General features: G+C 72.6%; 8 protein-coding genes. 4 read left to right on the top strand and 4 right to left on the bottom strand.

Annotated elements, in window-relative coordinates; all coding sequences use genetic code 11:
* Nucleotides 1-12: 12 nt before the first annotated feature.
* Complete coding sequence (locus OG766_RS02240) at nucleotides 13-960, bottom strand: ABC transporter substrate-binding protein (protein WP_266377053.1); 948 nt, start codon at nucleotides 958-960, stop codon at nucleotides 13-15.
* 40 nt (nucleotides 961-1,000) lie between these two features.
* The gene (locus OG766_RS02235; RefSeq protein ID WP_328724413.1) at nucleotides 1,001-2,524 is read right to left on the bottom strand and encodes an aminotransferase class I/II-fold pyridoxal phosphate-dependent enzyme; all 1,524 of its coding nucleotides are present in this window, start codon (nucleotides 2,522-2,524) and stop codon (nucleotides 1,001-1,003) included.
* A gap of 73 nt (nucleotides 2,525-2,597) precedes the next feature.
* Here OG766_RS02235 and OG766_RS02230 point away from each other — a divergent pair, with 73 nt between their 5' ends.
* A complete protein-coding gene (locus OG766_RS02230; RefSeq protein WP_266377059.1) occupies nucleotides 2,598-3,542 on the top strand; it encodes a LysR family transcriptional regulator in 945 nt (314 codons plus the stop codon).
* 5 nt (nucleotides 3,543-3,547) lie between these two features.
* Here OG766_RS02230 and OG766_RS02225 read toward each other — a convergent pair whose 3' ends face one another.
* Nucleotides 3,548-5,995 carry a SpoIIE family protein phosphatase gene (locus OG766_RS02225; protein WP_328724412.1) on the bottom strand — a complete coding sequence of 816 codons (2,448 nt, stop codon included), beginning with the start codon at nucleotides 5,993-5,995 and terminating at the stop codon, nucleotides 3,548-3,550.
* 130 nt (nucleotides 5,996-6,125) lie between these two features.
* Nucleotides 6,126-8,204, bottom strand: coding sequence for a SpoIIE family protein phosphatase (locus OG766_RS02220; RefSeq protein ID WP_328724411.1), 2,079 nt, complete (start codon nucleotides 8,202-8,204; stop codon nucleotides 6,126-6,128).
* Between the two features lie 188 nt (nucleotides 8,205-8,392).
* Between OG766_RS02220 and OG766_RS02215 the strand changes: the two genes are divergently transcribed.
* The 3 genes from OG766_RS02215 (at nucleotide 8,393) to OG766_RS02205 (ending at nucleotide 13,109) form a co-directional block, all read left to right on the top strand.
* Nucleotides 8,393-10,150, top strand: a complete 1,758-nt coding sequence (locus OG766_RS02215) for an ABC transporter ATP-binding protein (RefSeq protein WP_266377070.1) — start codon at nucleotides 8,393-8,395, stop codon at nucleotides 10,148-10,150.
* The gene (locus OG766_RS02210; RefSeq protein ID WP_328724410.1) at nucleotides 10,147-11,949 is read left to right on the top strand and encodes an ABC transporter ATP-binding protein; all 1,803 of its coding nucleotides are present in this window, start codon (nucleotides 10,147-10,149) and stop codon (nucleotides 11,947-11,949) included. Before OG766_RS02215 ends, OG766_RS02210 begins: the two co-directional genes overlap by 4 nt.
* Nucleotides 11,950-12,044: 95 nt before the next feature.
* Complete coding sequence (locus tag OG766_RS02205; RefSeq protein WP_328724409.1) at nucleotides 12,045-13,109, top strand: iron-siderophore ABC transporter substrate-binding protein; 1,065 nt, start codon at nucleotides 12,045-12,047, stop codon at nucleotides 13,107-13,109.
* Nucleotides 13,110-13,117 lie beyond the last annotated feature (8 nt).

Here is a 13,117-nt window from a genome sequence, read left to right as displayed (position 1 = left end):
GTGCTTCGGCGGTCAGGAACCGCCGTTGATCTTCGCCTCGGTCACCGAGCCGGCCTGGACACCCCACTTGGCGATGATCTTCTCGTACTCGCCGTTCTTGATGATGGCGTCGAGCGCGGCCTGGATGGCGTCACGCAGCTGGGTGTTGGTCTTCGCCACCGCGATGCCGTACGGCGCGGCCTCGACCTGCTCGCCCACGATCTGGAAGTCCTTGCCGCCGCCGGAGGTCTTGGCCGCGTACGCCGCCACGGGGAAGTCGGACACGCCCGCGTCACCGCCGCCCGCACGCAAACGGGTCTGGGCCTGCTGGTCGTTGTCGAAGGCCTCGATCGCGATCTTGCCCTTCTTGGCCTTCAGGCACTTGGCGTTCTCGGCCTTGGCGAGGTCCTCGGAGACCGTGCCGCGCTGCAGGACGACCTTCTTGCCGCACAGGTCGGCCCAGGTCTTGATGCCCTTGTCGTCGCCCTGCTTCGTGTAGATCGAGACACCGGCGGTGAAGTAGTCGACGAAGTCGACGCCCTCGCCGACCTTCTTGCCGGTCTCGGAGTCCACACCCTCCTGACGGTTCTTGGTGTCCGTCATGGCCGACATGGCGAGGTCGTAGCGCTTGGAGCGCAGACCCGTGATGAGGGTGTCGAAGGTGCCGTTCTCGAACTCGAACTTCACCCCGAGCTGCTTGCCCATCGCGTCCGCGAGGTCGGGGTCGATGCCGACGACCTTGCCGGAGCCGTCCTTGAACTCGACCGGCGGGTAGGCGATGTCCGAGCCGACCTTGATGACACCCTTGTCGCGGATCGACTGCGGGAGCTTGTCCGCCAGCGGAGCGGCGACGGCAGTGGCCTTGTCGCCGCCCGTCTCCTCGGCGCCCTCGGTCTGGTTGCCGCAGGCGGCGAGGAGGGAGACGATGCCGGTCGTGGCGACGGCCGCGATCGCCCTGCGTGCGGTGAGCTGTCGGTTCATGGTGTTTTCTCCGGGAGTTCGAGCGGATACGAGGACCGGCTCAGTGCGAGAGCCGTGGAGCGGGGTCGACGACGCGGAGGCGGGAGACCGCGTGGTCGAGAGCGCCGCGCACATGGCCACTGGGAGCCGTGGCGGTGCGCTGGAGGAAGTCCACCACCTCGGCGGTGATGACCTCGCCCGGCAGTACGTTCGGGATGCCCGGCGGGTAGGCGGCGAGCGTGTCCGCGGAGATCATGCCGACGGCCTCCCCGGCGGGCACACTGCGCGAAGGACACAGGAAGGCCTCGCGGGCGGTGAGCCGGGCCGGGCCGGGAGCGGGCAGCCGCAGACGGGAGCGGTTGTCCGGGCCGGCGTCGACCAGCGGCGTGGGCAGACAGTGCAGGGCCTCGATGAAGCGGTCCGTGTCCGGCGCGGCACCCGCCCCCACCACGGCGACGATCGCGGAGTCGGTGGCCACCTCCACCATGATCTGGTGGTCGCGGCTGAGCAGGCGGCGTGCCTCGTGGCCGGATATGCCGCCGCTGCGGGTGTCGATGGCGATGCGCAGGGGATCCGCGGCGGCGATGTCCGGGAACAGCCCGAAGGAGTCGCTGACGATCGCGTACCTGCCGAGCCGGCGGATCACCCGGCGTACCGTGTCCGCCGCCTCCACGGACGCCCCGATGGCGTCGTGGCCCGCCACCAGCGTGGCCCGTGCCAGGTCGAGGGAGGCCATGAGCAGCGCGCTCGCGCTCGTCGACTGGACGAGGCGGAAGGCACGGTCCACCAGCGGTTCGAGCCGATCGGCGAAGGGCCCGTGCCCGAGGTGCAGCATCGCCGACTGGGTGAGGCTCCCGGCCAGCTTGTGGGTGCTGGAGGTGACCAGGTCCGCGCCCTGGGAGAGCGCGTTGCCGGGCAGTGCGGGGTGGAAGCCGAAGTGGGAGCCCCACGCCTCGTCCACGATCAGCGGGACACCCGCGGCATGCGCCGTCTCCGCCAGGGCGCGGACATCGGCGACCGCACCGAAGTAGCTCGGGGAGACCACGTAGGCGGCCGCCGCGTCCGGGTGCTCGGCGAGGGCCTTCGCCAGGTCCTCCGCGGTGACTCCATGGGCGATGCCCTGCTCCTCGTCGACCGAGGGCTGGACGAACGCGGCCTCCAGGCCCGAGAGCACGAGTCCGTCGATGACGCTGGAGTGGACGCTGCGCTGTACGACCAGGACACGGCCGAGGGCCGGGGTCACGAGCGAGGCGATCTGGTTGCCCTGCGAGGCGCCGTTGGTGAGGAACCAGGTGCGGCGGGCGCCCCACGCCTCGGCGGCCAGGGACAGTGCCTCGCCCAGCGGGGCGGTGGGGCCGAGATCGATGCCGTCCAGGAGGGGCGGGAAGTCCAGGCGGAGCGCCTCCGGGCCGAGGAGGGAGGTGAGCGGGCCGAAGCTCGCCGTGTCCGCGGCGTGTCCGGGAACGTTCAGCCGGACCCAGTCGCGGCTCGCCTGGGCGCGGAGCGCCTCGGCGTACGGGGCGGGCTGCGGGCCGCTCCGGGCGGGCGGCGGGCCGGTGGTCGGTGCGGTGGTTGTGCTGTTCACGCCGGTGAGCGTCGCACGCTCCAGGGTATCGAGGAATACATGAGTTACCTCTAGCCCTCCATACAATGTCTATATGCTCGAACTGCGTCAGCTGACCGTCCTGAAGGCCATCGCCCAGGAGGGCTCGCTCGCGGCCGCCGCCCGCGCGCTGCACTACACACAGCCCACCATCACCCACCACCTCGGGGTCCTCGAAGCGCACTTCGACGCCCGTCTGGTGCGACGAGGGCCCCGTGGCGCCGCGCTGACCGAGCTCGGAGCGGCACTGCTCCCGCACGCGGAGGCCGTCCTCGAACGGCTGCGGCTCGCCGAACGCGAGGTCCGGGACCTGGCCGAGCGCGGCACGCACACCCTGCACATCGGCACCTTCCCCACGGCGGGCGCCCTGCTGCTGCCCCCGGCGGTGAAGGCCGTGCGACAGGACGGGGTGCAGGTGTCCCTCGTCGAGGGCGAGCTGCCGGTCCTGCTGCGGGGCCTGCGCGCCCGGGAGCTGCACGCCGCCCTCGTCTTCTCCCAGCCGGGCGACCGGCTCGACCTCGACGACGACTTCGAGCTGCATCCGCTGCTGACCGACCCGCTGCTGCTCGTCATGCCCGAGGACCACCGCTGCGCCGCCCTGACGCACGTACCCCTCGAAGAGCTCAAGGACGACGACTGGATCGGTTCGGCGGACCCCCGGGACCCCTGCGACCGGGTCCTGTCCTGGGCCTGTGCGCAGTACTCCTTCGAGCCGGTGCACGCCCTGCGGACCGACGACTACGCCGTCGTCCAGGGCTTCGTGGCCGCGGGTGCGGGAGTGGCGCTCGTCCCGCGGCTCGCCCTGGGCACCCCGCGCGAGGACGTCGCGGTGCGGAAGCCGACGGGCCCTCCGCTCGCGCGTGAGATCAGCGTGGCCGTGCTGCGCACGACCGCCGCGCGCAGCACGCGGGAACTGGTGGAGGCCCTCACCCTGCAGGCCGAGCGGATCGGCCGGCGGTGGAGCGACCTCGACGGCCCGGGCACGATCGGCCCGGCGTAAGCGGTTCACTGCGCCCTGGCCAGCTGCTCACGCGGCGCCAGCGGGATCTCGGCCCACACCTGCTTGCCGCCGCTGAGCGGTACCGAGCCCCAGGAGGCGGTCGAGGCCTCGACGATGAGCAGCCCGCGTCCGCCCGTCGCCTCCCAGTTCTGGTTGGCGGGCTTGACGGGACTGCGGGGCGAGGCGTCGTTCACGGCGATCCGCAGCCGGTCCGAGGACAGCGTCACATCCAGCCGCACCTCTCCCTGGGTATGCGCGATGGCGTTGGTGACCAGCTCGGACACGACCAGCAGGGCCGCGTCGAGCTCCTCCACCACGCCCCAGGAACGCAGGGTGCGAGCGGTGAACCGGCGAGCGTGCATCACGGCGTCGGGCAGCCGCCACACCGTCCAGTGGGTCCGCATCGGCCGTACCCGTGTGCCGTCGTAGCGCAGCAGCAGCAGCGCCACGTCGTCGTCGCGCCGGTTCACCCGGACCACCAGTTCATCGGCCACCCGTCCGGCGTCGGTGGGGTCGGCCGCGGCGAGCACCTCGGACACCCGCCGCATGCCCTCCTCCAGGGTGAGGTTCGCCGACTCGACCAGACCGTCCGTCAGCATCATCAGCAGCGTGCCGGGCACCAACCCGGCCTCCGTCATGGGGAATTCCTCGTCGGCGAGCACGCCCAGCGGTGGGCCGCCCTCCACCATCAGTTCCTCGGTGCTGCCGTCGGGGTGGCGTATCACCGGGTGCAGATGACCGGCCCGCACCAGCCGGGCGATGCCCTCCTCCATGTCCAGGTCCACGTAGAGGCAGGTGGCGAACAGATCGGTCTCCATGCCGACCAGCAGCCGGTTGGCACGGGCGACCACCACATCGGGCGGATGGCCCTCCACCGCGTAGGCCCTGACGGCCGTGCGCATCTGGCCCATGATGGTGGCGGCCCCCGCGCTGTGCCCCTGCACGTCCCCGATGACGAGCGCCACATGCCCCTCGCCCAGCGGAATGACGTCGTACCAGTCGCCGCCCACCTCGAGCCCCGCCGTCGCCGGCAGATAGCGCGCCACGGCCTCCCCGCCCGGCAGCTCGGGGAGCTTTCTGGGGAGCAGGCTGCGCTGGAGCATGGTGGCGAGTTCGTGCCCGGCGTCCAGGGCGTGCGCGCGCATCAGCGCCTGCCCCGCCAGACCCGCGGTCGCGGTCAGCAGCGACCGCTCCTCCGGCCCGAACCGGTGCTCCTCGTCCCACCCGATCAGACAGACCCCGACCATCCGGCCGTCCGCCGGGAGCGGCAGCACCGCGAGCCCGCCCGGCCCGGTGCCCGCCAGTCCCGGTTCGAGTTCCGCGCCCGCGGGCCACAGGCTCACATGCCCCTCCCGCAGCGAGGCCTCCAGCGTGGGCAGGTCGTGGGTCGACACGTCCGGCCACTCGGAGCGCCACTCGGAGCGCCACACGTCGGGCCAGGCGTCGGGTTCCGGCGGGTCGAGCAGGGTGACCACGAGCCGGTCGGACTCCAGCTCGGCGACCGCGACCCGGTCGGCGTCCAGCGGCCCGCGCAGCGAACCGACCACCAGCTGGCTGACCTCCCGGATGGTGGTCGCACCCGCCAGCTTGGCGGACAGCCGCTGCACCGCGGAGACCTCGTCGGCACTGGGCCGCAGATAGGCGGCGTCGGCGACCACGCCCAGCACCCGTTCCGGGGCGCCGTCCGCGTCGACCTCCACCCGGCAGCGCAGCCCCAGCCAGCGAAGCTCACCGCCGGGCCGGCGGATACGGAACGCCATCTGCTCCGTGTCGGCGGACATCCTGCCCGGTTCCACGATCGCCATCAGCGCGGGCATGTCGTCCGGGACCGCGCAGGACAGCAGGGTCTCCACCCGGCCGTCGAACTGCTCGGGAGGGATCCCGAGCAGATCCAGCACATGGGCGTGTGCCTCCATGCGACCGGTGCTCAGTTCGAGGATGAACGCGCCACCGCGCTGCGGGACCAGGGCCTGCGCCAGATGCGTCTGCGGCGCCGTTCTCCCGGAGGTGCGGGCGGCGGCCGACTCCAGGCCCGCGGCGACCTGGTCGGCGTAGAGCTCCAGCAGGCTGCGCCGGTCGGGGCTGAAGCCGTCGGGGACCACGCCCGCCACGATCAGGCAGCCCAGCTCGTTGGCGCCGCGGCCGAGGGGGACGGCACCCAGCGAGAGCCGGGCCGGCGTCTCGCTGTCCTCGCCGCGTATTCGGCCGGGGAAGTGGTGCGGGTCGCTCTCGACGTACGCCGCGAGTTCCTTGGGGCTCAGCCACAGGGGCCGGCCGGCGCGGAAGGCCTCGGCGGCGGGGGAGTGGCCCTCCACGGCGAGGATCGCCGGGAGCCCGTAGAGCATCCTGCGGTCGCCGGTCAGCTCGGCCAGATGGAGTTCGTTGCCGCCTCCGGCGAGCACGTAGACAGCCGCCAGCTCGGCCCCGCAGAACGCAAAGCCATGCCTCGTCACCGTCCGTACCGCCTCCTCGCGTGGGCAGCCGCCACCGGGTGTCCTCCCTCCATGCTGTCGTGCCCGGGACCGTCCGGGCGAGTCAGCGGCGAAGGGCGGCGAAGCCGGCGGCGTCCTCGGTGCGTGGACCCTACCGGGCAGGGCCGTCCGGGATCACCTGTTCCGACCAGATGGTTTTGCCGTCCGCGGTGGAACGGCTGCCCCAGCGGTCGCTGAGCTGCATGACGATGAACAGTCCCCGGCCTCCTTCGTCGGTCGCGGTGGCGTGCCGCATGTGCGGTGAGGTGCTGCTGGTGTCCGACACCTCGCAGATCAGGGTGTGGTCGAGGATCAGCCGTAGCTCGATGGGCCCCTGCCCGTAGCGGATCGCGTTGGTGACCAGCTCGCTGACGATCAGCTCGGTGGTGAAGACGGCGTCGGTGAGGTCCCACGCCCCGAGCTGGTGCTCGACCAGCCGCCGGGCCGTGGCGACGACCGAATCGTCCTGGGGGAGGGACCACACGGTGACGCGGTCCGCGGGCAGGGCGCGGGTGCGCGCGAGCAGCAGTACGGCGTCGTCCCTCGGCTCGGCGGGTACCAGCTCGTAGACGGCGGTGTCACAGAGCTGGTCCAGCGGTGCGTCGGGCTGGGAGAGGATCTCCCCCAGCCGGGAGCGGGCGGCTTCGGTGTCCCGGCCGTACGGCTTCACCAGTCCGTCGGTGAAGAGCGCCAGAAGGGTGGACTCCGGCAGGGTGGCGGTGGTCGACATGTATCCCATGCCGTCGGCGGACCCGAGCGCACGTCCCGAGGGCACCTCGAAGGGGGTCGTGGACCCGTCGGGCCCCAGCACCAGCGGCGCCGGGTGCCCGGCCCGGGCGGCGGTGCAGCTGCGCGAGACCGGGTCGTACACGGCGAAGAGACAGGTCGCGACGAAGTCCGGGGCGTTCTCGCAGTCGGCCGCCACGGGGGAGCGGGTGCGGCCGAGGAAGGCGGCCGTCTCGTCGAGGCGGGTGAGGGCCTCCTCGGGCTCCAGGTCCTGCAGCGCGAGCGTACGCAGCGCGGTGCGCAGCTGCCCCATGATGGCGGCGGCCTCGATCCCGTACCCGGCGACATCGCCGACGGCCAGGGCCACCCGGGCGCCCGACAGCGGAATGACGTCGTACCAGTCGCCTCCGGCACCCTCGGGCAGATAGGCGTACGCGGTGTCCACGGCCGACAGTCCGGGCGGCCGGCACGGCATGAGGTCGCGCTGAAGCGTCGTGGCGATCGTGTGCTCGCGTACGTAACTGCGTGCGTTCTCGAGGTGCAGCGTGGCCTTGGCGACGATCTCCGTGACCAGCGCGAGGTCGTCGCCGTCGAACGGGTCGGGGCGGTCGAAGCGGTACAGAGCGGTCAGTCCCAGCACCGTGTCCCGCAGCCTCAGCGGCAGCACGAGGAGGGAGTGGACGCCCGCGGACCTGAGGGCGGCCGCCCGGTCGGGATCCGCGGCGAGCCACGTGTCGTCCGGGGCGATCCCGGAGACGATCCGTGGTCTCAGATCGTTCAGCACCTGGGTGTACGGCGTGGGGAACGGGAGGGTGGCCAGTTCCCCCTTCGGCCTGGGCCCTTCGCCGCCGCGCACCGACCGGAACGCGGCCCGGCGCATCGGTGTGTCCGCGGACACGGGCCCGGACGGCAGCGAGCGTCCGCGCAGTGCCTCGTCGATGATGTCCACCGCCGCGGCGTCGGCGACCCGGGGCACCAGGACATCGGTCAGCTCTTCCGCGGTGCGGAACGCGTCGAGGCTCGTGCCGATGGACTTCCTCGCCTCGTGGAGCAGATCCAGCCGTTCCAGGGCGGACTCGCGGTCGGTCACATCGTCGACGAGGGCCGCCAGACCGAGGATCTCGCCGTCCGCTCCCTGCAGTCTGAACAGGGAGAACGAGACCATCATGTCCTTGTCCGGGTTCGACGGGGGCCTGCCCCGCGCCAGCCGGTCACGGATCACCTTCCCGGTGCGGAGGACCTCCTCGCACAGCGCGGTGACGTCCACTTCCGTTATTCCGGGGGCGAACTCCGCGAAGGTGTGCCCGAGCACCTTCTCGGGGGGAATCCCGCGCACGCCGGGCGCAGCCCTGTTGAACCGGACGACGCGCAGGTCCGTGTCGCACACGAAGAGGCCCTGCGGTGCCTGGCTGAACAAGGCATCCAGTATCGCTGCGTCCCGCCGGCCCTCGTCGTCTCCGTCCACAGTTCCACGATCGCCCTCGAGGTGCTCCGGGCAACTCGGCGGCCGTGAACCCGCCTGCGGACCGGGCCGACCGGCCCGGCGCCGAGGTGGGCCACCGGGGTAGCCCGGCAGTGAGTACTTAGTCTAGCCTTACCTAAGTATTCGTGCTCGACCCAAGGATTGCCGCGGAGCCGGTCCGGAGGGGTGCGGTGGGAGCTGGAGGACCGTCGGGGCGGGACGTCCTGGGGCGTGCGGTCAAGGGACAGTGGCGCGACGTGGCCCTCGGCTCGGCCCTGGGGGCCGGGCACCAGGCCGGCGAAGCCCTGGTCCCCGTCATCATCGGACTCGTCGTCGACCGTGCCGTGTCCCGTGGCGACGGAGGCCAACTCCTTCTGTGGACCGGGGCGTTGGCCGTCGCCTATCTCATCCTGTCGTTCAGCTTCCGCTTCGGGGCGCGAGCGGGCGAGCGTGCCTCCGAGGCCGCCGCACACGGACTCAGGACCGACCTCGTCGGGCGGATACTGGACCCGGCGGGCGGCGCCGACGACGGGCAGCTGCCCGGCGCCCTGACCACGCTCGCCACCGAGGACGCCCGGCGCGTCGGCGCCGTCAACATGGCGCTGGTGCTGGCGGTTTCGGCGCTGACCGCGCTCCTCGCCGGAGCCGTGTTCCTGCTGCGGATCTCCGTGCCGCTCGGCCTGGTGGTCCTGCTCGGCACCCCGCTGCTGATCTGGCTCGGCCATCTGCTCAGCAAGCCCCTGGAGCGGCGCAGCGAGGCCGAGCAGGAGCGCGCGGCACACGCGTCGGGCATCGCCGCCGACCTCGTCGCCGGACTGCGGGTCCTCAAGGGAATCGGCGCCGAGACGGCGGCCGTTGCCCGCTACCGCGGCACCAGCCGCGACTCACTGACCGCCACCTTGCGGGCAACCCGCGCACAGGCGTGGCAGAAGGGCGTCGTCCTCGCCCTCACCGGCACGTTCATCGCCCTCGTCGCCCTCGTCGGCGGACGCCTCGCCGCCCGGGGCGAGATCAGCCTGGGCGAACTCGTCTCGGCGGTCGGGCTCGCGCTGTTCCTGCTCGGCCCGCTGTCCGAACTCTCCTGGCTCAACTCCGAGTTCGCCCAGGGGCGCGCCTCGGCCTCACGCATCGCCGCCGTCCTCGCGGCCCCGCCCGCCGTGCCCGCGGGCACCGGCCGGCCGGCCGGGCCGGAATCGGCGACGACGGCCACGGGCGGCCCCGGCACGGCGACCGAAGGCGTCCCGGGGACGAGGGCCCAGGGGCATGTGCGACTGCGCGGTGTCCACTACGGCACGCTGGCCGGTGTCGACCTCGACGCCGCGCCCGGCGAGGTGGTGGGAGTCGTCGCCCCCGACCCCGCGGACGCCACCGCCCTGTTGCGGTGCCTGGGCCGCCGCGGCGACCCCGACAGCGGTTCGGCGGAACTGGACGGGGTGGAACTCACCGCCCTCCACCCCGCGGACGTCCGTGCCGCGATCCTCGTCGCGGAACACGACGCGGACCTCTTCGAAGGCACCCTCGCCGACAACGTCTCGGCCGCGGCGTCCCCCACGGCCGACATCGCCGCGGCCATGGCGGCGTCCGGCGCCGACGAGGTCGCCGCGAGCCTGCCGCACGGAGCGCGTACGGCCGTGACCGAACGCGGACGCTCGCTCTCCGGTGGACAGCGCCAGCGCGTCGCTCTCGCCCGGGCCCTCGCCGCCGATCCGCCGGTCCTCGTGCTCCACGACCCGGCGACCGCCGTCGACGCCGTCACCGAGGCCAGGATCGCCGCCGGTATCCGGGACATCCGGCGCGAGCGCACCACGATCCTCGTGACCACCAGCCCCGTACTGCTCGCGGTGACCGACCGCGTCGTCCTCGTCGAAGGAGGCCGGGTGTCCGCCACGGCGGCCCACACCGAACTGGTCCGCGGCCGCACGGACTACCGTACGGCGGTGCTGTCATGACGGCCGGTCAGGGCACGTCGGCAGCGGCAGCGGACGGCGAGGAGCGGGAGCTGCTGCCGGTCGCGACGGCCGCCCGCACCCGCGCCGCCGTGCGGGAACTCCTGCGCCCCTACCGGGCCCTCGCCTGGGGCGGATTCGCGGCGGTCGTCGTCGCCACGGCGATCGGGCTGCTCACCCAGCCGCTGCTCGGCCGCATCGTCGACCTGGCCGCCGACCGCGCGCCGGCCGGCGCCATCACGACGACCGTGGTCCTGTTGGTCGCCGTCGCCGTTACCCAGGGCGTCAGCACCGGGCTCGGCCTCTCCCTCGTCTCGCGGCTCGGCGAGACCGTACTCGCCCGGCTGCGCGAGCGGTTCGTGGAACGGGCCCTCGGACTGCCGCTGGAACAGGTGGAGAAGGCCGGCTCGGGAGATCTGACGGTACGGGTCACCGGCGATGTCTCACTGATCGCGGGAGCCGTCCGCAACGCGCTGCCCGAGCTGGCCCGTTCACTCGTCGCCATCGTCCTCACCCTGGGCGCGCTCGCCGTCCTCGACTGGCGCTTCCTGCTCGCGGCACTGCTCGCCGTACCCGTCCAGGTGCACACCGCCCGCTGGTACCTCCGCGGCGCCGTACCGGTCTACGCCGAGCAGCGCGTGGCCTCGGGCGCCCAGCAGCAGCAACTGCTCGGCACCATCGGCGGCTCCTCCACCGTCCGGGCCCTCGGACTGGAGGAGGACCACGCCGAGCGGGTCGCACGGCGCTCATGGACCGCCGTCGAGGTGACCATGCGCGGCGTGCGCCTGGTCCTGAGCTTCTACTGCCGCCTCCACATAGGGGAGTTCATCGGCCTCGCCGCCATGCTGGCCGCCGGCTTCTGGCTGGTGCGGGAGGGCTCGGCGTCGCTGGGCACCGCGACGGCCGCGGCCCTGTACTTCCACAGTCTGTTCACGCCCGTCAACGCCGCACTGGTCCTCCTCGACGACGCCCAGAAGGCGACCGCCGGGCTCTCCCGGCTCGTCGGGGTCGCCGATCTGCCGCTGCCCGCCCAGCCCGAGCGGCCCGCCACCCCGCGCGACGCCTCCGTCACCGTCACCGGCCTCGGCCACTCCTACGAACCCGGCCATCCGGTCCTCCACGACATCGACCTGACCCTGCGCCCCGGCGAGCGCGTCGCCCTGGTCGGCGCCAGCGGCGCGGGCAAGACCACCCTGGCCAAGCTCATCGCCGGCATCCACCGTCCGGCCAGCGGCACCATCCGGCTCGGCGGCGCGGACCTCGACGCCCTCGGGCCCGCCGCCGTCCGCCGCACGGTCGCCCTCGTCACCCAGGAGGTCCATGTCTTCGCCGGCCCCCTCGCCGACGACCTCCGGCTGGCCGGGCCGGACGCCACGGACGCCGAACTGCGCGACGCACTCGACCGGGTCGACGCCCTCGGCTGGGCCGAGGCGCTTCCGGACGGCCTGGACACCGTCGTCGGCGAGGGCGGGCACCGGCTCACCAGCGCACAGACGCAGGCCCTCGCGCTCGCCCGGCTCATCCTCACCGACCCGCCCGTCGCCGTGCTGGACGAGGCCACCGCCGAGGCCGGAAGCACGGGCGCCCGCGCCCTGGAGAAGGCCGCCGCCCGCGCCGTCGACGGACGCACCGCCCTCGTCGTCGCCCACCGGCTCACCCAGGCGGCGACCGCGGACCGCATCGTCGTCATGGACGCCGGACGCATCGTCGAAACCGGCACGCACGACGAACTCCGCGCCGCCGGGGGACGATACGCCGCGCTCTGGGAAGCGTGGTCGGACACCCGCGCCGCCGGCTCATAGGACCCCACCCCCCACGGCAACCCCTGTCGCACCACGGCAATCCGCAGCTCCACCGCACCCGAAGCTCCACAGGAACCCGAACCGAAGGACCACCGATGGCCCGCTCCCTCAGCGCCCCACGGCTCGCCGCCGTGCTCGCCTCCGTCCTGCTGCTCTTCGGTACCGCCACCGCCTGCGGCGAGGACTCCGGCTCCGACAAGGCCAAGACCACGGACAAGAGCTCCTCCGGCGACACCGCCTACCCGGTCACGATCGAGCACAAGTACGGCACCACCACGATCACGTCCGAGCCCCGGCGGATCGTCACCGTCGGCCTCACCGACCAGGACGCCGTACTGGCCCTCGGCAAGGTCCCGGTCGGCACCACCGAGTGGCTCGGCGGCTACAAGGGAGCCATCGGCCCCTGGGCCCAGGACAAGCTGGGCGGCGGCCCCGTGCCCACCGTCCTCAAGGACACCGGCACCGGACCGCAGGTCGAGAAGATCGCCGCCCTCAAGCCGGACCTGATCCTCGCCCTGTACGGCGGGCTCACCAAGGAACAGTACGAGTCGCTGTCCAAGTTCGCCCCGGTCGTCGCCCAGCCGAAGGAGTACAACGACTACGGCATCCCGTGGCAAGAGCTGACGAAGAAGGTCGGCACGGCGCTCAACAAGCCCGCGGAGGCCGAGAAGGTCGTCGCGGACGTCGAGGCGAAGATCGCGGCCGCCGGCAAGGAGCACCCCGCCTTCGCTGGTGCCACGGCCGTGATGGCCACCCCGTACGAGGGCATGTTCGTCTTCGGCACCCAGGACGCGCGTTCACGGCTCCTCACCGACCTCGGCTTCAAGCTCCCCACCGATCTGGACAAGGCGATCGGCGACAAGTTCGGGGCCAACATCAGCAAGGAGCGCACCGACCTGCTCGACCAGGACGCCATCGTCTGGATCGTCAGTGACGTCACCAAGGACGCGGACAAGCTGCACAAGGACGCCTCGTACGGCGATCTGAACGTGGTGAAGAACGGCCGCGAGGTCTTCATCCACGAGAGCAGCGACTACGGCAACGCCACGTCGTTCGTCTCCCCCCTCAGCCTGCCGTACGTCGTCGAGCGACTCGCCCCGCAGCTGGCCGCCGCCGTCGACGGCAAGGCCGATACCAAGGTCGAGCAGCCCGCCTCCTGAACCGGAGA

It is taken from the genome of Streptomyces sp. NBC_00259, assembly GCF_036181745.1.
GTDB classification, from domain to species: domain Bacteria; phylum Actinomycetota; class Actinomycetes; order Streptomycetales; family Streptomycetaceae; genus Streptomyces; species Streptomyces pratisoli.
Note: the sequence above shows the minus strand (reverse complement) of the source record. Positions and strands in the feature narration are given on the sequence as shown.

Coding starts and splice junctions, on each gene's coding strand:
- OG766_RS02230 (WP_266377059.1), top strand. CDS start 2,598: ATGCTCGAACTGCGTCAGCTGACCGTCCTGAAGGCCATCGCCCAGGAG.
- OG766_RS02210 (WP_328724410.1), top strand. CDS start 10,147: ATGACGGCCGGTCAGGGCACGTCGGCAGCGGCAGCGGACGGCGAGGAG.
- OG766_RS02240 (WP_266377053.1), bottom strand. CDS start 960: ATGAACCGACAGCTCACCGCACGCAGGGCGATCGCGGCCGTCGCCACG.
- OG766_RS02205 (WP_328724409.1), top strand. CDS start 12,045: ATGGCCCGCTCCCTCAGCGCCCCACGGCTCGCCGCCGTGCTCGCCTCC.